This is a genomic window from Pseudovibrio sp. W64, from assembly GCF_001623145.1.
GTDB lineage: Bacteria > Pseudomonadota > Alphaproteobacteria > Rhizobiales > Stappiaceae > Pseudovibrio.
Genome location: NZ_LMCI01000002.1, coordinates 241,772 through 264,542 on the forward strand (window position 1 = coordinate 241,772; position 22,771 = coordinate 264,542).

Genomic DNA, 22,771 nt, shown 5'->3' on the forward strand with positions numbered 1-22,771 from the left:
GTCCGGAGCCGAATATCTCCCGAAAATTCGCCTCTCATATTTCAGGGGTGTACTGTGATATGTTTTAAAAATCCTTTCAATGCGTCAAAACCCGCAGTTAGGCGATTTTATTGCCTAAAACTGGCGAAAATGAGCAAATCAAGGCGATGCTAATATGTGGGTGGCCTGTGGTTGTATTACGGCCGACACCTGCCTACTCCTTCTGATTGTCGAAGTGATTTCTTGCAACCATGCCCCTGTCATGAAAAGTTCACTTGTTGTTTGAGGTCAGACGGATTAGTCAGCAGCGCAAATTCCGCTGACGCAGGCTTATTCATCGCTTAAAGTTTATTCTGACTTGCAGCCTATTTTTTTGGGGTACCACACATGATCTTCGCGCAGCTTACCGACATTCACATCAAGGCTGGCGGAAAATTCGCCTACAACTGTGTTGATACGCTTTCTCATTTGCGTCAGGCCGTTGCGCATCTCAACGCATTTCGTCCACGACTTGATTTTGTGGTGATTAGCGGCGATCTGGTGGATTTGGGCAATGCAGATGAGTATGAGTTGTTCCGGCAAGAGATCGACCAGCTGGATATGCCGTTTTATGTGATCCCCGGTAATCACGATCACCGGGATGCAATGCGGGATGCGTTTGCGGATCATGACTACCTGACTTCAGAGGGTGCGCTTCAGTTTTCCATTGAGAAAGACGGCCTACGCATTATCGGGCTGGATACGACCATTCCGGGCAAGCATGACGGCCATTTTGATGCTGATAAGCAAGCGTGGTTGCGTGATGAACTGGACGCACATAAAGATCAGCCGACTTTGGTGTTCATGCATCACCCACCGTTCAAGACGGGTATTCAGCATATGGATGATATTATGCTGATGCGCGCTGATGAGGACTTCTGGCCTGTGGTTACAGGGCAATCACAAATCCGACAGATTGCTTGTGGTCATGTTCACCGAGCGATCGAAGTCTTCAAGAACGGCATTCCAGTGAGCATCTGCCCTGCTTCAGGCCATCAGGTCACGCTTGATCTGGATCCGGACGGGGAACCTGGCTTTGTTATGGACCCGCCAGCGGTGCACATTTTCTGCTGGTCCGAGGGAGAACTGATCAACCATTTGAGCTTTATCGGCGATTTTGGTGGTCAACACCCATTCTTTGATAAGGATGGCAAACTGATTGATTAGGCTGAGTCTTTCTCTGTTATGAGATCGGCTTCGTTCTCCACGATATCCCATGAGACGGCGGCGCCCATTTCCTGTAGTGCCTCCTTCTGCAGTTTCCATGCCTTCTGATTTTGGGCGAGAATGGCGGGGTCGCAAAGTTCGACGCGGTACCCTCTGTTAAGCGCACCGATTGTTGTGTTCTTGACGCAGGCATTACCATCCAGCCCTGTCACGATCAGGTGGTCAACTTCTTGATTTTTCAGGAACTCAGCGAGCGCTGGTTCGCCAAAAGCGTCGCTCTTTGATTTCACGAGATCCAGATCTGGCTCAATAGTTATGCTTGGATCTATCTTTAGGCCATCAGAGCCTTTTGCCCCCAAACCTCCTCCCAACAGGCGGACCAGAAGGTTGGTGTACCATCCCTTGTAAACTTGACGGATGGAGATGACTGGCCAGCCTTTTTGCTGTGCCAGCTCACCAAGCGCGTTTATGTAGTTGAGGCGGGCTTGCAGATAGTCGGGCTCCCAACTTCGAGAGCTGGTTTCCTTGATGAAGTCACTTTGAACATCAATCACCAACAGCGCAGTGCCTCTGCGGCCTTCAAACATGATCAACGGGCCGTTGGTTGGTGTTTGAATGTTGAGGACACCCCAAAAGGTATAGGCAGCAAGGGCTGCCACGCAAAGTAAAGCTCCTAAAACCAGAATAAGCACCGTTCGCTCCCCCAAGCCAAGACATGCCAGTCCCCACACCATATCATGCTGCTGTGGGGGGCTGACATTTCCAAATTTTGGGGAGCAAAGCCGTCAGGACTTGCACACAATCCAGCTGGTGCTACTGATCCCGACGGCTGTCTTCGATCTTAGTAAGTTTCGTTCTCAGCCGGGAATTGCTCGCGGCGAACGTCATTTGCAAACGCCTTTACACCTTGTTCGATCTGGGATTTCAGTTCAGCGTACTTGCGCACGAATTTTGGCGTCTTGTCGAACATGCCAAGCATGTCATCGGTGACAAGGATCTGGCCGTCGCAGTCCACAGAAGCACCGATACCGATGGTCGGGATTGGCACGCTGTCGGAGATTTCGCGGGCAACTTCGTCTTTTGTGCCTTCAACGACAACACAGAATGCACCTGCATCGGCTACCTGTCGTGCGCATTCCAGCTGTTCTTTGCGGCTTTCTTCGCTTTTGCCAGCAACCTTATAGCCGCCTTCCACATGCAGATACTGCGGGCGCAGGCCGATGTGAGCGACAACAGGAATGCCACGGTCTACGAGAAAGCGGATGGTTTCTGGCGCTGCGGAATTGTATTCCAGCTTGACGGCCTGACAGCCGATTTCCTGCATCACGCGCAACGCGTTGCGGTATGCGGCCTGTGGGCTTTCTTCAAAGGAGCCGAAAGGCATATCAACGACAACAAGTGCGTTTTGAGAACCACGCATAACGGCTTTGCCGTGCATGATCATCATGTCCAGCGTGACTGCTGTCGTGTCTGGCAAGCCGTGGAGCACCATGCCGACACTGTCGCCCACCAGCAGCAGATCGCAATGCTCATCCAGCATCTGTGCGATTGGTGCAGTGTAGGCCGTGAGGCAGACCAGCTTGTGATGGCCTTTTGCCTTCATGATGTCTTTAATGGTTTTCCGCCGAGTCGCAGATGTATGAGACATTGTTTTAGGTGCCCGTTTCGTTCATCCAAAGCAGCTGGCCCTTTGTCTGGAGCAATCCAGCTGCCTTCATTCTTTGTTATTCCGCGCACTCATTGCCAGTCCGTTCAGCACCAAACCGGCGTACGCTTATTATTATTGGTTTTTGATCTGTGCCTGTGCTTTCAGACTTATGTCTTTGCGCGACCTCACCGAAAGCCACTCTTTGTCTTTCGGAATTGCGCAGTGCAACATGTGCTTCCTGCGCCTTTATAAGGAATTTTCGGAGAATATAAAATAACGTTGAGATACCCAATGGGACTTTTGGTGCGGTATGTACCATTCACAGTTGAATTGCGGACTTTCTAAACTGGCTAGGAGTCTCCCCTGTCCATTGCTTAAATGCCCTTCGAAACACCCTTGGATCCGAGTAGCCAAGCTCTGCTGCGATCTGTTCAGAAGATAAGCGCGACCATAAGAGCAGCTCCATGGCTTGCGACTGGCGGATCTGCGAGAGGATATCGCGGAAGGAGACTTGAAAAGCGGCTAGTTTGCGCCGAAAACTGCGCTCGCTCATGGAGAACCCACCCGCAATTTCTTCGATGGATGGATTGCTTTTCAGGCTACGGCGGACTTCTTCCTCCACGGTTTTAAGGAAGCCCAGACGGTTGCGTTCTTCCTGCATCATGCCTGCCAGAAGTGTTTCAACTTCCTGCACAACAAACCTGTCTGCGGTTGCCAGTGGACGTTGCAGGTGCTCTGTGTCAAAAAATATTGCATTTCGTGACGCATCAAACCTGACAGATGGTCCGAGTGCCTCCTGATAGAGGCTTTTCTTTGCTGGTGGTGCCTGCATCATCTCAATACGCTGAATGGCTTGCTTGCTTCCTGTTGTGAAACGGACAACGCCTACCATGGCGGCAAACAGTTCCTGCACAAAGAACGTGAGCAACACTGGCTCATGGAACCGGCTGCGCGCAATCATCGTGATTGCATTATCGGTTGCAGGTTCCAGATCAATCTCCAGCATGCTTCCGGTCAGGCGGTGGTACTTGATGCCGAACTCAAGCGCCGCTCTTCCCGTTGCACTTGCCATAACGCCAAGGCTGACGAGCCCGAGAGAGGTGATGGACTGACGGTGGCCGACAGCAAGGCCGAGGCTTTCATCTCCCGTCAACGCCAGCGCCTTGAGGATGATGAGACGGCTCTGCTGATAGGTCAGGCGGGTCTCGTGAGACAGAAACACCGAGGGGTCAGTGTTTTGGCTCAGGAATGTGTGAGGCAGCACCTTTTCTGCGGCGATGCCGCGCTGCTCCAGCTCCTGCAACAGATAGCGCAACAGGTGTGGTGGAACCTTTGAATGCTGCGCCACTTCTGGCGGTGCCAACTGGCCAAATTCAGAATGCATGCCCTCTCCCAATGCAGTCATGCTACGGAAACACGGGAGTGACCGCAAGATATGACCGAATTTGTCCGCCCTACGTCCGTATATGTCCTTCTAAACCTGCCTCCTCTTGCCGTAGGGTAAGATTTTCACAGTTCGGGGAGGGAACGGTGGAGATTATAGATAGGGGTGACGCGGTCTGCATTGTTGGTGCAGGCCCGGCGGGGCTTGTGATGGCCCGGGCATTACAGCACAACGGCATTGAATGGGATCAGTTTGACCCAAACCCGGATGTGGGTGGTCTCTGGGACATCAAGCACGATGGTACAGCCATTTATGAGAGCGCGCATTTTATCAGCTCTCGCAGCTTGTCTGGCTTTGCGGATTTTCCGATGCCAGACCATTTCGCAGATTATCCCAAGCACACCGAGATCCTGAAGTACCTGCACGACTTCGCTGAGGCTTATGGACTGCGTGAGAAGATTACCTTCTCAACTAAGATCGAAAAACTGACCAAGACCGAGAAGGATCGCTGGCAGGTTCATCTCTCCAACGGTGAGTGCCGCGAATATAAGGCTGTGGTCTGCGCTACGGGCTCGCAATGGCAGGCCAACATGCCGGAGCTGCAAGGCTCCTTTGATGGTGAGATCCGCCATAGCCAGACTTACAAGAACATTCGTGAGTTTGACGGTAAGCGTGTGCTGGTGATTGGAGCGGGCAATTCTGGCTGTGATATTGCCTGTGATGCGGGTGTTTTAGGAGAGAAGGCCTTCATCTCCATGCGGCGCGGCTATTACATCATTCCCAAGCATGTGTTTGGCATGCCTGCGGACGTGTTTGCTGATGGTGGCCCTGATCTACCTGTCTGGATGATCCGCCCGTTTTTCACACTGTTGCTGCGTATGTTCAATGGTACGCTGCAACGGTTTGGCATTCCCAAGCCGGATCATAAGCTGTTCGAGACCCATCCTTTGCTCAACACTCAACTGGTGCATTCATTGCAACATGGTGATGTGACTGTGAAGCCGGATGTGGACCATCTGGATGGCTCACACGTGGTGTTTAAAGATGGCAGCCGGGAAGAGATTGACCTGATCCTGTGCGCGACCGGGTTCAACCAGCAGCTGGACTTTGCGGGTGAGTATTTCAGCTATGAGGGCGGACGGCCCAAGATGTTTATTCAGGCAGCCTCCCGCGAGCACAAAAACCTATTTGGCATCAGCTATATCGAGACCAACTCCGGCGCCTACAAGCGGTTTGACTATATGGCTGGGCTGGTTGCCAACTATCTGAAGGACCAGCAAGACAATCCATCTCGTGCCAGCCAATTGGACGCGATCATCCGCAGTGAAACACCGGATCTTTCTGGTGGCATCCACTTTTTGAAGACGGACCGACATGCAGGTTATTGTGATGCCACAGCGCACACCAAGTATGTGAAGAAGCTTTACAAGCGGATGGGCTGGACCTTCCCGGAGGAAATTCGCTTCAAGCGGGCTGCGCCCAAGTCAAAGGGTTCACCGAGCGCAAAGAAAGCGGAGGTGGCAGCATGAGCACCTATCGTTTTCAGGGGCGTACGGCGGTGATCACTGGTGGCGGTGGAGACATTGCCGGCCACATCGCCACGCGTTTGCATGAGCGGGGAATGAACCTCGTGCTGGCCGACAAAAATGGCCGGGCTGCGCGGGAACTTCAGGCCCGGCTGGATAACCTGCGGGTTCATGTGTTTGTGGGAGATCTGACACAGCGCGAGGAGATGGAACGTCTTTTGCGCGAGGTGGAAGAGAACTTTGGTGTTTTGGATGTGTTGATCAACAACATGGCAATCACCAAAGTGGATCGGTTTCATGAACGCACGCCAGAGAGCATTGAAGAAGAGATCACCATCAACATGGTCGCCCCTTTGTTGCTGAGCCGATTGGCTGTGCCTTATCTGTTGAAGGGCGATGATCCACGTATCATCACAACCACTTCGCTCGGTGGCATACAGCCGCTTCGCGAAACACCGATTTATGCGGCAACTAAGTTTGGTCTACGCGGCGCTATGCTTTCGTTTGCGCTGGATGAAGACCTGCATGGCATCAAGGTGAGCTGCGTTCTGCCCACGGCCACAGATACTTACATGCTGCGGCAGGAAGCGTTGGAAGGTGGCAGTGTGCTTAATTTCATCGATGAACCGCAATCGCCCAGCGTGGTGGCTGATCAGTTCGTGAAGCATCTGGAAAAGCCATGTCTGGAGCGTTACCCAAAAGCCAGCGATTCCTGGCTGACACGCCTGGCCATGCTGTTGCCCAACATGATGCCTCGTATTCTGCCGTTCTTTGAAAAGAAAGGACGACGAGGCATGGCAAAATATGTGGCCTCGCTGCGCAGGCAAGGATTGCTGGTGGAAGTCGACGGCAAGCTTTATCAGCGGCAACGGCTGTATCTGGACAAACCTGAAATGGAGCAAGAGCTGGAGAAGAGCTGAGTGCTAACGACAGACTGCCAAGAATAAATGCAAGACGCTCGGTCCCTTGAGGCAAAACGCAAATCACATAACTCAAGGACCTGAATGTCCTAACTGGCCGCATCGCCTCATGCAGGATGTCTTAAATGTTACAGCACACGCACAGGTAGGAGGCTATGGTTGGCATCAAACATATAACATTGGTGCCTCATGCCTATTTCGAATTTAACCTCATCACCGATCTCCTCCAGTGAACAGGTGCATACTGCGCCTGATGTTCGTCCTTCTGACGCTCAGGAGGTAACTCAGCCGCGTGCAGAACCTTCGAAGGACAACAAAACGGGGTATTTCTAAGCACCGTTCGCCTCTGACGATATACTCAAAATGGTTTCTGGCACCAATTTATCGAGGGACAAGGCAGGCAAAGATTTGCGCTCTCTTATTGTTGCGACAAACGCTGACAAGGCTGAACTCGAAATACAGAAGCATCAACTCGCTGAGAAAATGTACCAAGAAGCTGGTGACCTTGCCTCTGGTTTTAACTCCTACATGGCGGACAATGATCTCTCGGAAGATGGCTTCATAGCCGCGTGTGGTCCTGATAAATTTGAAGACATGCTGAGTGCTGCAAGTGATCATGCATGGCGTGCTGATGCACTATTGCGAGTCAACGTAATCAGTAACGAGGAAACGGGCATCCTGAGTACGCTGAAAAAGGGCGAAGACAAGCTCTATATTGCAGGACATGGACTACAGGGTGCAGCAGGTATTACTTCAAAAACGAGCTCAAGCGAAAAGGGCTACAAAGTTGCATGGTCCCAAGACATAGCCAAAGAACTTGCGCATGGAGGGTTAAACAAGTCCTTTTCAGATATTCGCGTGGTATCATGCTTTGGTGCAGATGCGCGATTGCCTACATCTTTCGCGCCAGAAGATTTGGCAATCGCATCCGAAACAAAAATTAATAATTTTCTGTTCATCGAAGTAGACAGAGAACAGGCATTTGCTCAATACTTAGCGAATGACCTTAAGAAGGCTGGTTTTGAACACCCAGAGGTTTCTGGCTACCATGGCGCGGGAAAAGGTTACTCCGATGACACTCATAATTACCAATCCCTTTCCACAACACACGGCGAAGAAATGGTAAGAAGTTCATCCGTGCGGCAGGTTTTTATTCCGGTCTGAACTCGCGTCTAAAGCCTGTCCCGCAGACTGTAGTAGAGCATGCCGAGGACCATCAAGGGCCAGCGTAAATGGCGGCCACCGGGGAAGGCGTGGGTTGGGACTTTTTCCAGGATGTCAAACCGGCTGGCTTGCCCGTCGATCGCTTCTGCCATGAGCTGACCTGCCAGTGTTGCCATGGCGACACCATGACCGGAGAAGCCGCTGGCGTTGAGCATGTTGGGGGCCAGTTTAGCGAAATATGGCATGCGGTTGAGCGTGATGCCCAGTGTTCCGCCCCAGCCGTATTCGATGGGTACGTCCTTGAGCTGCGGATAGACTTGCAACATGGGTTTGCGGACGAAAGCCTTTATATCGCGCGGGAACTGGAAGCTGTAGCTTTCCCCTCCCCCAAACAAGAGACGGTTGTCTGCTGACAGACGGTAGTAGTTGATCACGAACCGGGAGTCTGCCACGGCGACATCATTGGCGATCAGAGAGCGGGCCAGATCGTCTCCCAGTGGTTCGGTGGCAATGATGTAATTGTTGATGGGCATAACCCGCGCCGCGACGCGCTTTTCAAGGCTATCAATATAACCGTTGCAGGCAAAGACCACGTAGCGGGCAGTGACGTGTCCATTGGCGAGCTTCAACTTAGCTGGCTCGCCCTTTTCGACCTCCAGCACTTCAGAATTTTCAAAGATCTGCACACCAGCATTCTGGCAAGCGTCAGCAAGACCCAACGCGAAGTTGAACGGGTGCAGGTGAGCTGCCCCCATATCCAGCGTGCCACCATGATACGCCGTTGTATCTAGCATCTCTTGTATTTCGGCAGAGTCTACGAAGCGGATTTCATCGTAGCCGTAGGTATCTGTCAGCTTTTCGGCATAGGCTTTGCTGTGGTTCACATAGCTTTGTTTGTGATCTGCGTGGAGAATTCCCGGTTTCAGGTCGCACTGGATCTGGTGTTTTGCGATGAGATCTTTCGTCAGGGACTTTGCGGTTTCAGCAAGGTTCCAGAGTTCTTTGGCACACTCCAGACCAACAAGGCTTTCTAGCTCGTCCTGATCTTTTCGCTGGCCGCTGCCAAGCTGGCCACCGTTGCGGCCTGAGGCTCCCCATCCAACACGGTGCGCGTCGAGAAGATGGACTTTGTAACCACGTTCAGCCAGGTGCAAGGCAGAAGACAGGCCTGCATAACCAGCGCCGATAACGCAGACGTCGCAGGTATGCTCGCCTTCCAGTGCGGGAAAGGAGAGATGCTTGTTTGCGGTCGCGGTGTAGTAGGAGGCGGGGTATTGGCCTGCCTTATCATTGGCATGAAGAAAGCCTTGGGAAATAGCCATATAAGTCCTTGAGAAGGCTCAGGTTGCGAACCCGAGCCTCTTAAACAGCGCAGGGCAACAGTTAGTGCCCTTCTTGCTTTTCTTTCACTGCTGCCTGCTGAATGAAGTTTACGATCATGTGTGCAACCTCGCCAATTTGCATTGGCGCTTCCGAGGAGGCGATTGCATGATCGGCGATGTCTTCAGGCAGCGTGTCACCCCTGCGTTCCTTAAACAAGGCCACTGAGTAGTCCTTGTTGAACTCGGGATGCCCTTGTAGCGTGAGTGCCCTGCCCTTGTAGTCAATCGCTGCGAACTCGCAGAAATCTGAGGACGCGATGACTTCTCCATCTGCTGGCAGTTTTGTCACCTGATCCTGATGATAGGCTTCAATGGAGAAACTGGTCAGGCCCTCTGGCACCCAATTGGGATTTTCCAGGACATAGTAAGTGAAGACGCCACAGCCCCAGCCTTTGTTGGACTTTTCAGCTTTACCGCCCAGCGCTTCTGCAAGGATCTGATGTCCGAAGCAAATGCCGACAATTGGCACGTGCTCGTCATAAGCCGTTTTCAGAAAGGTCTTAAGCCGGTCGATCCACTCAAGATCATCATAGACACCGTGCTTGGAGCCGGTGATCAGCCAGCCGTCGCAGTCATGAACGTTTTGAGGCAGTTGGCCATCCACCACAGGGTAAGACATGTAATGCCAGTTGCCCCCCTGATCCTTCAGGAGCGTTTCGAACATTGACGGGTAATCACCGAATGTCTTGCTCAGGTTCTCGGGTGGTCGGCCAACTTCCAGAATTCCAAGTTTAAAGGTCAAAGAGCACTCCAAAATTCAAAGAGGCAAATGCCGCATAATACATCTGATTGGACTACTCAGTTATATCCTGTCGGCTTTGCCTCTGTAAACTCTTGGAAGCCACTTCAGGCAAAATCTCATGCCGCTCTTTTGGGCTGTTTCAGTGAGATCGGCTTGCTCAGCTGGAAAGCGGGTAAATGGCTGATGGCCTGCTTCAGAGCTTCCCGTTCCGGTGTTGCCTCAAAGTCAGGGAGCAGCTCATCAAACCGTGTTTTATCCATCCAATGCGGGGTATTCCAAAGATAGCGCATTTCCAAAAGGTGTTTTGCCATGGGCCAGAAAGGTCGGCTCAGACGGATCAGCCACCAGCTGAACTGTTTGATGCTCACATTCTGTTTGGTGACAGCCGTGAGTGCTTTGCTGAGTTCATTCCCCGTCCATGTGTAGCCGGGGAAAGAGATGTCTTCGTAGGTGTTCAACTGGTCTCGCATTTCCAGCAGTTGGACGGCGGCACGCGCCATATCCGGCAAATAAGCCCATGCGTGAGGTATATCGGTCTTGCCGGGATAGATGAGCTTCCCCTTCTCCAGCTTGGTGGACATGATCAGGTCAAACCAGTTGCCGCTGGCAGAGGTGTCGATGAAATCTCCGGCTCTGAGTAAAATGGTCCGCACACCTGATGATTTGTAGAGGCGTTCCAATTCTATTCTGATCACACCCAGCTCGTTGCTTGCTTTTTGAGGTGTTTGCGGGCCAATGGGAGAGCTCATGTTTGGGCCGAAGCAGTAGTTGTTGCCCGGGATGATGACTGTGGCTTTGGCATGTTTGGCTGCTTCAATCACCTTATGGGTGAAGGGAAGCACATCCCGCTTCCAGTGCGGATATTGCGGGTTTGCGCCATTCACGATGACATCAACACCTTCTGCAGCTTTTTTCATGTTTTGGTTTGCACGGTCAAAGGCGCGGGTTTCCCAGCCTGCAGCTTCTAACTGCTCAGTCATGTTTTTTGAAAATCTGCCAGAGGCACCTAAAATCAAAGCTACGGGTCTCATGACCGCTCCTGTCCAATACTCTTTTCCAAATCGCATATTCTTATCAGAAAACCGGTAGTCACGTTTTGGGAATACGCTTTAGACATGATAGTAGGCGCTCTATTTCCTATGTAAATTCGAATGAATTGCAGATATGATATTCAATTATGAATAGCAGACTACATCATCTTTCCTGGGATCTCATTGGTGTTTTTGTAGCGGTTGCGGAGACAGGTAGTCTTTCAGTTGCTGCCAAGAAGATGAACCAGAGCCAGCCAACAATTGGGCGGCAAGTGAAGGCGATAGAGGCAGAGCTGGGCGTCTCATTGTTCTACCGTCATCAGCGCGGGCTTGGCTTGACGGAGGATGGGGAAGCGTTGCTGCCCCACGCCAAGGCTATGCATTCAGCGGCAGCTCAGTTTCTGCTTCATGCAGAAGAGCGCAAGCAAAGTGGTTTTGCTGGGCCTGTGCGTGTCACCGCCAGTCAGGTGATCTCTCATTATGTGCTGCCAAAGCTTATTGCAGAATTTCGGCAGAGCTACCCTGAGATCCAGATTGAGCTTCTCCCTTCTGACGATGCGCAAAACCTGTTGTTTCAGGAAGCTGACATCGCAGTGCGCATGTTTACGCCGACGCAGCTGGACATTGTTGCCAAGAAGATTGGCGAGACACCATTGGGGCTTTTTGCAAGCCGCGCGTTTATTGAGCGGGTTGGCATGCCGAGCACAAGAGAGGAACTCTTAGCGCTTGACTGGGTCGGGTACGACAGGTCTGACCTGATCCTGCGCGGCATGCAGGAAGCTGGCCTGAACGTGGACCGGGACTTCTTTAGTGTGCGGTGTGATGACAGGGTAACTTACTGGGAATTGGTGCGTGCCGGATGCGGGGTTGGTCTTGGTCAGATTGGAATCGGCCTTGAGGATGACAGTCTTGTGCGCCTTGATCTGGAGGACCCATTGCCTGCTTTGCCTGTTTGGCTGGCTTCGCCGCACACTCTCAAGCAAATTCCACGCATAAAGCTGTTTTTTGACTTCTTAGCCGGGAAACTGCCTAAGCTATTGTGATTGAGAGGTTCTGGGTGCTGAACCTCACTGGTCTCGCGTTTTACCCCTAAGAATGCATGGGATAACTTGCCGTAGGGGAAATTATCCCACTATCCCCTTTCGTACACACGCTCACTCTCAAACTTTCGGATATGTTGGTTTGGAGAGAAACGCTGTGTTCATTGGGAAACTTGCGATTCCGGACAATCAGAATTTTAAGGCGCTGATCTTATAGCGAATGCCTTGGTAAATACACTCCTGCTATTTTTGCCCCTTTTTTTGACAGTACAAGTTCCCGAGATTGCCACATTTTACTCAGGGTGTTTTCTTAGATCCCACAAGAACACCGAAACTTCTTAGCGGGAACTGAGAGATTACTTGATACCTGTAATGCGTTGTATCTCATAATCTTTCTGCTTCTCGCAAGAAGACCAAACAAAGCGTGGCCCCTCGAAAAAATCACAATAATGAAACTGCGATTACTGTCATAAATCAAGGGAACACGCCGTGAGTGATTTTCGCTTGTCCAGCCCTCATGCCCTCAATACTGAGGAAGGTAGCCATCCAATGCATGAGGTGCTGGACGCCCTGATTGAAAGCATCGCTTATGTCTCCCGCGCCCATGGGAATTTCCTCAGTAAAACAGCGTTGACTGCCGGACTTCCGCTGATCAATGGGCGGTTGCAATTCTCTCAGGTAGAAAAAGCCTCCGAGAATTGTGGGTTACAAGCCGAAAAGCAACAGATTGCTCTTAGCAAGATCTCCAGCAGCAGCCTTCCGTGTCTGTTGGTGTTTCATGACAGAGCCTTGCGCCTGCTGGTGGGTTATGACGCAGCCACACGGCAGGCTAAACTGCTGGACCCGTTGGACTTGGAAAGACCGCAGTATCTCAGCTTGGATATTTTGCAGCGCGCGTACTCCGGGTATGCGATCCTGTTTTCATCTCTTCATGCACGTGACAGCAGTGGGCAGGTTCATCAAGACAACAAGCATTGGTTCTGGTCCGAATTCACGCGGTTCTGGCCTGACTATGGAAATGTTGCGCTCGGGACCTTGCTGATCAACTGCCTTGCCCTCGCCTCTCCCTTGTTCATCATGAATGTCTATGACCGCATCCTGCCCAACTTCGCGGTGGCGTCGCTATGGGCTTTAACGATTGGTGTAGCGTTGGCGCTGGCGGGAGATAGTTTGCTGAAGGTGGCACGATCATCCATCCTCAACAGCCTTGGTAAAAAGGCAGATCAGCGGCTGGCTTCCAAGATTTTCTCTCATGTGCAGAACATTGATTTTTCTGCCAAAACCAAGAGTGCCGGAGAATACGCCGGGACTGTTCATGACTATGAAAAGCTCCGCGAGTTCTTCAGCTCAACAGCGTTAATCGCCCTGCTGGATTTCTGCTTTGTCGGGCTTTTCATCTGCATCCTGTTTTTCATCGTTGGCCCTATCGCTTGGATTCCCCTGCTTGCTGTGCCCGTGGTTTGCCTGCTTAATCTGGCGGCTCAATTACCTTTGGAGCGAACCGTTCAAGCTTCAAGCCTTGAGGGGAACAAGCGGCAGAACATTTTGATGGAGACATTAGGTGGGCACGAGACAGTGCGTGCTCTCAATGCAGAGGCCCACATGCAATCCCGCTGGGAGCAGTCTGTTGAGCGCAGCAGCGAGATCCTGTTGCAGAGCCGTCATTGGTCCAATCTGGCGATGGTGGGAACAGGGCATGTGCAGGGCATGGTGTCGGTGCTGATTATTGTCTGGGGTGTTTATCAGGTTGAGGCGGGTGCCGTAAACATGGGCGGGCTGATTGCTGCGATGATGCTGTCGTCGCGTGTACTGGCGCCGATCTCCTCTATCGCCAATGCACTCGTCCGGTTTCGTCAGGTGCTGCACAGCTATCGGCAGCTTGGAGATTTACTAAGCCAGCCAACAGAACGCAAAACAGGAAAAGCAACTGCAAACCTGCGGTGCTGCCGTGGTGAAGTTCAGTTTCAAAATGTCAGCTTCTCTTATCCCCTCAGTGAGAAAGCCAGCCTGACCCACTGCAATTTCTCGATTGAGCCTGGGGATACGATTGGGCTGGTTGGGTGTGTCGGGTCCGGAAAATCGACCGTAGGCCGGCTGATGAGCGGGCTTAGGTATCCTTCTGAGGGTGCTGTTCTCATTGATGGAATTGACACGCGCCAGTTTGATCCATCAGACCTGCGCCATTTTGTTGGGTATCTGTCTCAGGACAACACTCTGTTTCAGGGCACGTTGAGAGACAACCTTTGCCTTGGGTTGCCTCATCTTTCCAATGAGGAGATCGAGGAAGTTTGCCATGTAACGGGGCTACATAGTCTCGTGAACAGGCATCCAGCTGGTTACAATCTGATTGTGGGGGAAAACGGGGCTGCCCTTTCTGGTGGGCAGCGGCAATGTGTGGCCTTGGCTCGTGTTCTTTTGCGCAAGCCTAAGATCCTGTTTCTGGATGAACCTTCCAGTCAGCTGGACCTTTCCGCTGAGCAGCGTTTGTTGCGTGGCTTGCGGCGCTATAACAACGGTTCTCTGACACTCATTATCAGCACACACCGCCCTTCCCTCCTGAAGCTCACCAATCGGCTGATCGCTCTGGATCAAGGCCGCATCATTGCGGATGGACCGAGCGAGGAAGTGAAGCAATCCATGCAGCAACCGCGTCTGCATGAAGTGCCACAGCCTGCGCAGGTTCCGATTGAAGAAAGGCTGAGAGCATGAAGGGCTGGTCGCTTCCCGTTACACCGCTGCATTTGCCAGAGTTTCACAGCCCAAAGCAGTCCAGAATCCTGATCTTCACATGTGCCGCAATTATGCTGCTGTTGTTCGTCTGGTCCGCGTTTGCCCATGTGGAAGAGGTCACACGAGGCAATGGACGCATCATCCCTTCCCGTCAGATGCAGATTGTGCAAGCTCCGGAACGCGGAATTGTCTCTGAGGTGTTGTTCTATGAAGGCGAAATCGTTGAGCAAGGCGCGGTTCTGGTGAAACTGGATAATACCGGCTTTGCCTCTCAGTTGGGGGAGTTGTTGCAGAAGAAGTATGCGTTGCAGGCTCGTCTTGCACGGTTGGCCGCTGAGGCCCGTCAGGCAAATCTGGCGCTTGATCTTTCAAACACGCCTGCCGACATTGCCGCGTTCTTGCAGCGAGAGCTGGCGGTTTATAAAGCTCGCAAAGAGCAGCTTGCTGCGGAAGTTGCTGTGCTTCGCAGTCAGTTCAGCCAGAAAGAACAGGATCTGAAGCAGCTTGAAGCTGAGGCACAGATGCTGAGCGCCAATCTGACCATCATTGCGCGGGAACTGGAGATCAACCAGCAGCTCTATAAACGTGGTGTCCTGCCAGAGATCGAGTTTTTGCGGCTCAAGCGACAGTACACAACTCTGGAGGGAGAGCGGCAGATGCTGGAGGCTTCTCTTGCAAGTGCCCGCTCTGCCAAGGAAGAAGTTTTACAGAAGGTAGCATCTACGCAGACGGCGTTTGCCTCTCAGGCACAGTCGGATCTGGTGGCGACCAAAGCGGAACTTGCTGTGATTGAGGAGCGGCTGCGCGGGGCGGAGGATCGGGTGCATCGCAGTGCGTTGGTGGCACCAGTGCGCGGGGTGATCAACAAACTTAATGTCAGCACCATTGGGGCGGTGGTTCAGGCTGGTGAACCACTGATTGAGATTGTTCCGCTGGAAGACACGCTGCTGATTGCTGCAAAAATCCAGCCGCAACATGTGGCCTTCCTGCATCCGGGTCAGGATGTGAGCGTGAAGATCACGGCCTATGATTATTCTATCTATGGCGGATTGGATGGGGTGTTGGAGCGGATCAGTCCGGACACATCAGAGGACGAGCGGGGACAGGCGTTTTTCAAGGTGATTGTGCGGACCAAGCAAAACCATCTGGGATCAGAGCAAAACCCGTTGCCCATCACGCCGGGCATGACTGCGAGCATTGATATTCTGACCGGTGAGAAAAGCGTGCTGAGTTATCTTGCCAAACCGCTGCTCAAGGTGAAAGCGGAGGCATTTCGCGAGCGGTGAGACAGCAACTCCTCTCGCAGCAAACTAGAGCATATGCGAGAGGAATGAGAAGGATTTATAGTCCGGTGCGAGCAACAGCATATCAGCCAAGTCAGTGTTTTGCAGAGAGGCCACGGATTGTGTGAGACTCATCAAGGCAGCCGGATTGGACAGGCTCATGCGCAACACTTCTTCTACCGGAAACTGAAGCTCAGTTATCATGCGTGCAACAGACTCCAGCATGGTGACGTGCGCCCCTGCCAGAGACCCGGCTTTGTTGATGAGCTTGCCGTCTTCCAGATAGACCTGATGACCGTAAAGATTGAAGTTTTCCGGTCCACCGACAGTTGGCATAGCATCACTGATGATGATCATATGATCTTTGACAGGGCGCGCACGAATGGCAAGGCGAAGCATGTCGTCAGCCACATGGTGCCCGTCTACGATCAGCGAGCAATAGGCGGTGCTGTTGATGCCCGTTCCAACGGCTCCCGGTTCGCGGTTGACCATCTGGGACATGCCGTTGAACAGGTGTGTGAAGAGGTCTGCGCCCTCTTCCAAAACAGGTTTGATCTGCGCTGCGCCTGCATCAGTATGGCCGATAGAGACAACTGCGCCCATTTCAACCAGTCTTGCAACATCACCTTTGGCAACGCCTTCTGGTGCGAGCGTCATGAGGACCGGGATGTCCCGATCTCGCAGGTCGCGGACCAGCTGCAAACTGCGCTCATTAAGCGGACGAACCCAGCTGGCTTCGTGGGTGCCTTTGCGCTCTACACTGATGTGCGGGCCTTCGATGTGGATGCCTTTGATGCCATGGGTGCCGTAAGCATCCTTCATGGCCTCAACGGCGTCCTCCAGCACATTTGGCGCGTCGGTGATGACTGTTGGCAGCAAGGCTGTGGTGCCGAATTGGCGGTGCGCCGCTGCAATAGCAGCCAGACCCTCTGGTGATGGAGAGGTGTTGTAGAGAACCCCGCCGCCGCCGTTGATCTGGATATCAAAGAAGCCCGGTGTGATGAGGCCAGAGAGTTTTTTTACGGTCGCATCGACAGGCAACTGGTCTGCTGGAGACAGGCCTGCGCATTTGCCATTCACGAGATGAATGGCGGTATCGGTTAGCAGGTTCTGGCCGTCAAACAGCTGATCTGGACACAGCCAGATATCTTGGTTGCCCGGTGCGGTGCTCATAGAGCCTCCTCAAGCTGAGGTGCCTCAACTCTCTCAAAGAAATATGGGTCCAATGCCTGCTGGATTTCAGCAAGCACCAGCGCCTTCTCTATGCCAAAACCATGGCGCTGCAAAGCCCGTGCACGTTCAACAGTGCGAGATGCAAACAGTTGCAGCTGCAGTACCTTTGGAATCTCATGGGTTTGGAGGGCAGCAAAGAGTGCCTTAAGGGCATCCTGTACCTTCTCCTGAGGCCAGTAATACCGGATGCGATCTGCATAACTGAAGTGGCGCAGCAAGCGCAGTTCCTGATCAGATCCCTGATAGTGAGAGCGCCAGTACTTGGGCTCAGACAGCATTTCAGCTTCCAGAATCTTTGAGATTTTTGGCGCAGTGCGCTTGTCCTCTTCCAGCCAATCCAGCATCTGGTCCAGTCCATAGATGGCCTGCCTGTAGGCGAAGGTGAGCGCAGGGCCGACTTTCAGGATCGCAAAGCCCATGTTGGCGAGGCGTGGGAACGCATTGTCCAGCTGGTAGTCGGTGCTGTGCGCTTCGAACACAACGTTCTGGAATGGGTCAAGCGCTGCTCGCAGAGCTTTGCCGTCATCAGCGGGTAGATGATCGATGTGGAAGGGTGAGAACTCGACGCCCGGCTGCACGACGAGACCGCAGATCCGGCCTTTTGCATCCTGCAGACCCAACTCATCAAACTTCTCAAAATGCATCTGCAAGGTACGGGAGGCACGCGCGGGTGGGGTTGGCTCAATGCTATGAGCCTCGCCTTCTTCACGCGCGCCTCCGGGAGGAGGAACTTCCGTACCGACGATGTAACTGAGACGGCTTGGGTCTGGTGCATATTCTTCGCAAACAGCGGCCAATTGCGCAGCACGGCTGGCGCTGAGTTCATCACCGACCTGAGCCTCTTCGCCTGCGCAGCCTTCCGAGCAGTCCAGATGGATTTTGGTGAAGCCAGCCTGAACGTAGGCTTTCATCAACTCCCTGGCTTTTGCCATGGCCTGATCGGCAGGCATGGAGCGCCAGGCTTGCGGGCCGAGATGGTCGCCGCCGAGGATGAGTGCGTCCTCCGGCAATCCGGCAGTGGCGCAAATGCTTTTGACGTAGCTGACAAAGTCTGCTGGCTTCATCCCTGTGTAACCGCCATCCTGATTGACCTGGTTGCTGGTCGCTTCCAGCAGCAGGGTCGTGCCTTTTTCTGCTGCGAGCAGAGCGGAAGCAAGGATGACATCCGGCTGCGCGGAGCAGATGGAGGGAAGCGCGGCTCTGGCGCCTGCACGGTTGGCAGTGATCACCTCAAGCAAAGGGTTGCTCATGACGGCTCCTCCAGTATTTGATAGTTTTGGACAGCTGCAAGCGCCGCCCCACGTGTGCCACTGCTGTCACCGTATTCTGCAACGCGGATCTCCGGCGGCTCGGTCTGGTCCAGCAAATGGCCGGGCAGAGCTTGCGCAATGAGGCGGTCGATGTTCGGGATCTTGGAAAGGCCACCGCCGAGCACAATGCAGTCCGGGTCCACCGTGCATTGAAGCGCCGCAACCAGTTCAGCCGCGATACGGGCCCACATGCGCATGACTTCCTGCATCTGCGGATCACCAGCAGCGGCTGCCGTGGTGATGGTCTTTGCATCGGCATCTTTGCCGGTGACATGTTTGGCGAGGCGGCGCATTCCGGGACCAGCCAGATAGGTCTCAAAGCAGCCTGTACGACCGCAACCGCATTGGATACCGTCGAGCCCGAGTTCCTTCATGGTCATGTAGGGAATGCCGAGGTGACCGTATTCTCCAGCAGCCCCATTCAGGCCCGAGATCAACGTACCGTTGGAACAGTAACCGCCACCAACACCTGTGCCGATGATCAGGCCGAAGACGCTGGCATAGCTGCGCCCAGCGCCGAGCATGGCTTCAGAGAGGGCAAAGCAGTTGCAGTCGTTTTCAAACGCGACGGCTCTGCCCAACTTGTCGATCAGGTCCTGATGGACAGTGCGGCCTGAGGCCAGCAGGTTGGCGGTGAGAAACTTGCCGGTTCGTTTGGAATGGAAGCCGGGAATACCGACGCCCACCGGCAAACCTTTTGAGCCTGCGGTTTCTTCCAGCCACACGACCATCTCGCAAAGAGCATCAACCAGATTTTCGTAGGAATCCTGAGGGGTTGGGATACGCTTAGTTTCAACCACGGCCCAATCATTGTCGAAGGCGGTTGCCTCGATTTTGGTGCCGCCCAGATCTATGCCACCTGCTCGAACCATATCAGGCCTCTTCCAGTGCATAGAGCTTTACGCCCGAGACAACGCGGGTCAGCGTGCCCTGCCCTTCAAACGGATTGTCGACGTTGAAACCAAGCTGATCAGACCAAGCGACGCCCAACCACTGGGCAATGAGTACATGGAGCACGGACATCCAGCCATCCTCCAGTTTGCATGGAATGTGCACATCTGCCTTTGCAGAATTGCCAATGGTGGTAACTGTTTGCTCGCCGAACTGTGCCTTCACTTCTTCTGCCAGATCCTCGTCGTAACGGCGGGAATGCAGGTTGTTGGAGAGGAACACGAAGACCTTGGTCTGATCATCCACGAACGACTTTGGCCCATGTCGGAAACCAAGAGAGCTGTCCCAGATAGACGGGATTTTGCCTGCGGCCAGTTCCATCACCTTCAGCGCACTTTCACGGGCTACAAAGGCTAAAGGCCCAGAGCCCACAAACACGGCACGCTGCGGAATGGTGAGTTTGCCTGCCAGTTGGTCCGCTTGCGCCAACACAATCTCAGCTGCGTGGCTGATCTCGTTCATATTGGCGGCGAACTCTTCCGGTGTTTCCTGTCCAAACACTGCCATGGCCGTCAGGATCATGGTAGTGAAACTGGAGGTCATGGCAAAGCCGCTGTCGTGGCATTCGTCCGGCAGAACAATCACGCGCTGGCTGGCCTTTGAGGCAGGTTGGCGGGTTGCCAGTGCACTGTCCTTGTTGCAGGTGATGTTCAGCCGTGGCGCTTCGGGGAAGATCGTGTCCAGCAAGTCCAGCGTGCCGATGGACTCTGTGGAATTGCCGGAGCGACCAAAAGAGACAACCAGCGGGATCACACCGTTGCGTTTGAAGGCATGCGGGGCGCTGACGAGATCGGTTGAAGGAACGGAGCGCATTGGCAACACGGAAGTAGCGTCCAGCGCTCTGCACAGAAGGTCGCCGATATAAGCGGATGTGCCTGCCCCGCAGAACCAGACTTCCGTGGCTCCGGAATTGGCGACCCATTCGCTCAGGTCACTGAAGCGGGTAGAAAACTCCTGCCCCCAGCTTGCCCAGATTTGCGGTTGCGCTTGAATTTCGCGCGTAGTTGCCCATTTGGTCAGATCGACCATCGTAGCATTCCTTCATAAAATCAAATAGTTACAGTTATCTTGGAAAGTGTTTCCGGTTGGTCAGGGTCCAGACCCAACTGGAGAGCAGTTTCCAAAATCACTGGGTACAATGCACGCAACAACATGGCCGAGCTTGCTGCGGGAGTAAGGCCCTGCGCACCAACGGTTTCTGGTGTCAGGCGGAAAACATTTGCGCCGACAGAGCGGAACCGCTCCTCCGCCAGGCTCAGGCTCTGGTCGCTGACCTCTTCCCCCGTATCCAGGATGAGGACACAGAGCGGTTTTGTCGCCAGTTGCAGCGGGCCGTGCAGCACTTCAGCGGCGGAATACGCTTCTGCATGAATGGCTGTTGTTTCCTTCAGCTTCAGCGCCACTTCCTGCGCTGCGCCGAAACCGCAACCGCGTCCGATGACATAGACATGGGGCGTGGACTTTACGGCCTCGATGATCTGGTCAGCCTGTTCCAGTTTGGCATCAGCGCTGGCCAGCATGGCTTTTGCTGCTGCTTCACAGGCTTTGGCGTAATCCGGTTTGAGCGCTGCCAGAAGAGCCATTCCGGCGGCAATAGTGCAGATGACTGTTTTGGTGGCCGGAACTGCTTGCTCCAGCCCTGCTTTAATATCAACGCAGGCGTCCGTTTCAGTTGCTAACGGAGAACCCGGTGTGTTGGTGATGGCGAGCGTTTTACCGCCGCCCTTTTTGAACCCGATTGCAGCACTGACCAGATCCTTGCTTCCTCCGGATTGAGAGAAAATAAGGGCGCCAGCATTGCCCAACTGCAATCCATTCCCCAGACTGAACACAGAGGGCGGCAGTGTTGTTACCGGCTTTTGCAGTTCGGCCATCAGTTCATAGGAGATCAAGTTGGCGGCGGCGTCTGAGCTTCCACGCGCAATGGTGTAGAACGTGTCGAGCTTGTCCAGCGCTGCTGCTTTGACACTCTCGGTGAGGTCCTGACGGACCCCTTCTGCGAATGCCGGAATTGCCTGATCTATCTCAGCGCGCATGTACGCGCCGGGGAGTTTGGTCACTGTATTGATTCCATCTTTTTTGTTGTTGCTGCGGTTTCCCGCAGGTTGAAACTGTCGAATTTCTGCCAATAGGACGTCAGGTCCACGACCTGACCGGTTGTGCGCGCCTGATCGAGAGCCAGTGCGGCGACGCCTGCTTCCAGCGCATCCACGACAGAAACTGGCAGGCTGTCCATTTCACCGCGCAGATAGGCGCAGAGGTCCTGACACATCATGTCATCAGCGCCGTAGTGTGCGCCGGGGCGGTCAATGGACTTGTTGTAATCTTCATCCACCAATGTGCCGCGGGTGTGGGCATCGGTCACTTTCAGATAACCGCGCACGAAGTCACCTTCTGCCATGCCCTTGGTACCAATCACGCAGAACCGGCGGTGTTCGTCCGGTACATTGATGTTGGTGTGGAAGGCCATGGTGGCCCCGCTCTCGTATTCGAGGATCGCGGTCTGGTGATCGACGATATCGCCATCGGAGAGGAACGGGTCTTCCGCAGCTTCCCAGATGGACTCTTTAACATGATACACTTGCGTATCTGTTTCTTTTGCTGGTGCATTGCTTGGGACAAAGGATTTTCTGCCACCGAAACTGGCAACACGGGATGGGCGCGAGCCGGTCACCATGTTGTAGATATCAAGATCGTGGCAGCATTTTTCCAGCATAAAGCCGCCGGAATATTTCTCGTGGCGGCGCCAGTCACGCATGAAGAAAGCCCCATGATACGGCGCAATATGCTCGTTGGCCTCAATGGAGACCACATCGCCGATCTGGCCAGCTGCCTGCGCATCCCGCAGGTCTCTTGCATGTTGGGCATAGCGAAGAACCAGACCAATGAGCACCTGATCCGCACCGTGTTTGGAAAGCAGTTCTACCAGTTCCATGGTCTCCTCCATGGAGATCACGACAGGCTTTTCTGCAAACATGCGGATGCCAGCTTCAAGACCCAGACGGATGTGCTCCAGATGCATGTGGTTTGGAGAACTGACGAACAACAGGTCCGCCTTTTCACCAGCCAGCATCTCTTCCAGCGTGCCATAAGGCTTGATGGCCTCGTGGTTTTTGAGGCGTTCAATCTGGTGCGGTTTGGGGTCTACATAGGCCACCACTTCCGCTTCGCTCATGTGAGCCTGCAGTCTTTCCAAAACACTGACAGCTCGCAAACCCAAACCAACAACGATGATACGCATG

The 22,771-nt window shown here is 53.5% G+C and carries 19 protein-coding genes; 7 read left to right on the forward strand and 12 right to left on the reverse strand.

The window, feature by feature from the left end:
• Nucleotides 1-366: 366 nt before the first annotated feature.
• On the forward strand, nt 367-1,185 hold the full coding sequence (locus PsW64_RS01915; RefSeq protein ID WP_063302504.1) for a phosphodiesterase: 819 nt from the start codon (nt 367-369) through the stop codon (nt 1,183-1,185).
• Here the strand turns inward: PsW64_RS01915 and PsW64_RS01920 are convergent.
• From PsW64_RS01920 to PsW64_RS01930, 3 genes are all read right to left on the reverse strand, one after another.
• Nucleotides 1,182-1,844: a cysteine hydrolase family protein gene (locus PsW64_RS01920; protein ID WP_208980512.1), complete on the reverse strand. Its 663-nt coding sequence runs from the start codon at nt 1,842-1,844 to the stop codon at nt 1,182-1,184. The genes PsW64_RS01915 and PsW64_RS01920 overlap by 4 nt on opposite strands.
• A gap of 182 nt (nt 1,845-2,026) precedes the next feature.
• Nucleotides 2,027-2,833, reverse strand: a complete 807-nt coding sequence (panB, locus tag PsW64_RS01925) for a 3-methyl-2-oxobutanoate hydroxymethyltransferase (RefSeq protein WP_063302506.1) — start codon at nt 2,831-2,833, stop codon at nt 2,027-2,029.
• Nucleotides 2,834-3,152: 319 nt separating this feature from the next.
• Nucleotides 3,153-4,217, reverse strand: coding sequence for an AraC family transcriptional regulator (locus PsW64_RS01930; RefSeq protein WP_082830982.1), 1,065 nt, complete (start codon nt 4,215-4,217; stop codon nt 3,153-3,155).
• Nucleotides 4,218-4,363: 146 nt separating this feature from the next.
• Between PsW64_RS01930 and PsW64_RS01935 the strand changes: the two genes are divergently transcribed.
• The 3 genes from PsW64_RS01935 (at nt 4,364) to PsW64_RS01945 (ending at nt 7,827) form a co-directional block, all read left to right on the forward strand.
• Nucleotides 4,364-5,746 carry a flavin-containing monooxygenase gene (locus PsW64_RS01935; RefSeq protein WP_063302508.1) on the forward strand — a complete coding sequence of 461 codons (1,383 nt, stop codon included), beginning with the start codon at nt 4,364-4,366 and terminating at the stop codon, nt 5,744-5,746.
• The gene (locus PsW64_RS01940; RefSeq protein ID WP_063302509.1) at nt 5,743-6,663 is read left to right on the forward strand and encodes an SDR family NAD(P)-dependent oxidoreductase; all 921 of its coding nucleotides are present in this window, start codon (nt 5,743-5,745) and stop codon (nt 6,661-6,663) included. The genes PsW64_RS01935 and PsW64_RS01940 overlap by 4 nt, the downstream gene beginning before the upstream one ends.
• Before the next feature lie 363 nt (nt 6,664-7,026).
• Nucleotides 7,027-7,827: a hypothetical protein gene (locus PsW64_RS01945; protein WP_063302510.1), complete on the forward strand. Its 801-nt coding sequence runs from the start codon at nt 7,027-7,029 to the stop codon at nt 7,825-7,827.
• Nucleotides 7,828-7,835: 8 nt separating this feature from the next.
• Here the strand turns inward: PsW64_RS01945 and PsW64_RS01950 are convergent, their stop codons facing one another.
• From PsW64_RS01950 to PsW64_RS01960, 3 genes are all read right to left on the reverse strand, one after another.
• Nucleotides 7,836-9,149 (reverse strand): NAD(P)/FAD-dependent oxidoreductase, encoded by a 1,314-nt coding sequence (locus tag PsW64_RS01950; RefSeq protein ID WP_063302511.1) that lies wholly within the window; start codon nt 9,147-9,149, stop codon nt 7,836-7,838.
• A gap of 61 nt (nt 9,150-9,210) precedes the next feature.
• Entirely contained in the window at nt 9,211-9,951 is a 741-nt protein-coding gene (locus PsW64_RS01955; RefSeq protein ID WP_057463794.1) for a glutamine amidotransferase-related protein, read from the reverse strand.
• 116 nt (nt 9,952-10,067) lie between these two features.
• The gene (locus PsW64_RS01960) at nt 10,068-10,982 is read right to left on the reverse strand and encodes a hypothetical protein (RefSeq protein ID WP_063302512.1); all 915 of its coding nucleotides are present in this window, start codon (nt 10,980-10,982) and stop codon (nt 10,068-10,070) included.
• 146 nt (nt 10,983-11,128) lie between these two features.
• Between PsW64_RS01960 and PsW64_RS01965 the strand changes: the two genes are divergently transcribed.
• The 3 genes from PsW64_RS01965 (at nt 11,129) to PsW64_RS01975 (ending at nt 16,038) form a co-directional block, all read left to right on the forward strand.
• Nucleotides 11,129-12,025, forward strand: a complete 897-nt coding sequence (locus tag PsW64_RS01965; RefSeq protein WP_063302513.1) for a LysR family transcriptional regulator — start codon at nt 11,129-11,131, stop codon at nt 12,023-12,025.
• Between the two features lie 486 nt (nt 12,026-12,511).
• Nucleotides 12,512-14,731 (forward strand): type I secretion system permease/ATPase, encoded by a 2,220-nt coding sequence (locus PsW64_RS01970; protein ID WP_208980513.1) that lies wholly within the window; start codon nt 12,512-12,514, stop codon nt 14,729-14,731.
• Entirely contained in the window at nt 14,728-16,038 is a 1,311-nt protein-coding gene (locus PsW64_RS01975) for an HlyD family type I secretion periplasmic adaptor subunit (RefSeq protein ID WP_063302515.1), read from the forward strand. Before PsW64_RS01970 ends, PsW64_RS01975 begins: the two co-directional genes overlap by 4 nt.
• A gap of 24 nt (nt 16,039-16,062) precedes the next feature.
• Here PsW64_RS01975 and nagA read toward each other — a convergent pair whose 3' ends face one another.
• The 6 genes from nagA to PsW64_RS02005 are packed head-to-tail and all read right to left on the reverse strand — an operon-like array spanning nt 16,063 to nt 22,770.
• Nucleotides 16,063-17,208, reverse strand: coding sequence for an N-acetylglucosamine-6-phosphate deacetylase (gene nagA / locus PsW64_RS01980; RefSeq protein ID WP_063302516.1), 1,146 nt, complete (start codon nt 17,206-17,208; stop codon nt 16,063-16,065).
• Nucleotides 17,205-18,518, reverse strand: coding sequence for a class II D-tagatose-bisphosphate aldolase non-catalytic subunit (locus tag PsW64_RS01985; protein WP_063302517.1), 1,314 nt, complete (start codon nt 18,516-18,518; stop codon nt 17,205-17,207). The genes nagA and PsW64_RS01985 overlap by 4 nt, the downstream gene beginning before the upstream one ends.
• Nucleotides 18,515-19,450 (reverse strand): ROK family protein, encoded by a 936-nt coding sequence (locus PsW64_RS01990; RefSeq protein WP_063302518.1) that lies wholly within the window; start codon nt 19,448-19,450, stop codon nt 18,515-18,517. The genes PsW64_RS01985 and PsW64_RS01990 overlap by 4 nt, the downstream gene beginning before the upstream one ends.
• 1 nt (nt 19,451) lies before the next feature.
• Entirely contained in the window at nt 19,452-20,558 is a 1,107-nt protein-coding gene (locus PsW64_RS01995) for an SIS domain-containing protein (protein ID WP_063302519.1), read from the reverse strand.
• A 20-nt stretch (nt 20,559-20,578) separates the two neighbouring features.
• Nucleotides 20,579-21,589 carry an SIS domain-containing protein gene (locus tag PsW64_RS02000; protein WP_063302520.1) on the reverse strand — a complete coding sequence of 337 codons (1,011 nt, stop codon included), beginning with the start codon at nt 21,587-21,589 and terminating at the stop codon, nt 20,579-20,581.
• On the reverse strand, nt 21,586-22,770 hold the full coding sequence (locus tag PsW64_RS02005; RefSeq protein ID WP_063302521.1) for a Gfo/Idh/MocA family protein: 1,185 nt from the start codon (nt 22,768-22,770) through the stop codon (nt 21,586-21,588). The genes PsW64_RS02000 and PsW64_RS02005 overlap by 4 nt, the downstream gene beginning before the upstream one ends.
• Between the last annotated feature and the right edge of the window lies 1 nt (nt 22,771).

Coding starts and splice junctions, on each gene's coding strand:
- PsW64_RS01915 (WP_063302504.1), top strand. CDS start 367: ATGATCTTCGCGCAGCTTACCGACATTCACATCAAGGCTGGCGGAAAA.
- panB (WP_063302506.1), bottom strand. CDS start 2,833: ATGTCTCATACATCTGCGACTCGGCGGAAAACCATTAAAGACATCATG.
- PsW64_RS01930 (WP_082830982.1), bottom strand. CDS start 4,217: ATGCATTCTGAATTTGGCCAGTTGGCACCGCCAGAAGTGGCGCAGCAT.
- PsW64_RS01940 (WP_063302509.1), top strand. CDS start 5,743: ATGAGCACCTATCGTTTTCAGGGGCGTACGGCGGTGATCACTGGTGGC.
- PsW64_RS01945 (WP_063302510.1), top strand. CDS start 7,027: ATGGTTTCTGGCACCAATTTATCGAGGGACAAGGCAGGCAAAGATTTG.
- PsW64_RS01950 (WP_063302511.1), bottom strand. CDS start 9,149: ATGGCTATTTCCCAAGGCTTTCTTCATGCCAATGATAAGGCAGGCCAA.
- PsW64_RS01960 (WP_063302512.1), bottom strand. CDS start 10,982: ATGAGACCCGTAGCTTTGATTTTAGGTGCCTCTGGCAGATTTTCAAAA.
- PsW64_RS01965 (WP_063302513.1), top strand. CDS start 11,129: ATGAATAGCAGACTACATCATCTTTCCTGGGATCTCATTGGTGTTTTT.
- PsW64_RS01975 (WP_063302515.1), top strand. CDS start 14,728: ATGAAGGGCTGGTCGCTTCCCGTTACACCGCTGCATTTGCCAGAGTTT.
- nagA (WP_063302516.1), bottom strand. CDS start 17,208: ATGAGCACCGCACCGGGCAACCAAGATATCTGGCTGTGTCCAGATCAG.
- PsW64_RS01985 (WP_063302517.1), bottom strand. CDS start 18,518: ATGAGCAACCCTTTGCTTGAGGTGATCACTGCCAACCGTGCAGGCGCC.
- PsW64_RS01990 (WP_063302518.1), bottom strand. CDS start 19,450: ATGGTTCGAGCAGGTGGCATAGATCTGGGCGGCACCAAAATCGAGGCA.
- PsW64_RS01995 (WP_063302519.1), bottom strand. CDS start 20,558: ATGGTCGATCTGACCAAATGGGCAACTACGCGCGAAATTCAAGCGCAA.
- PsW64_RS02005 (WP_063302521.1), bottom strand. CDS start 22,770: ATGCGTATCATCGTTGTTGGTTTGGGTTTGCGAGCTGTCAGTGTTTTG.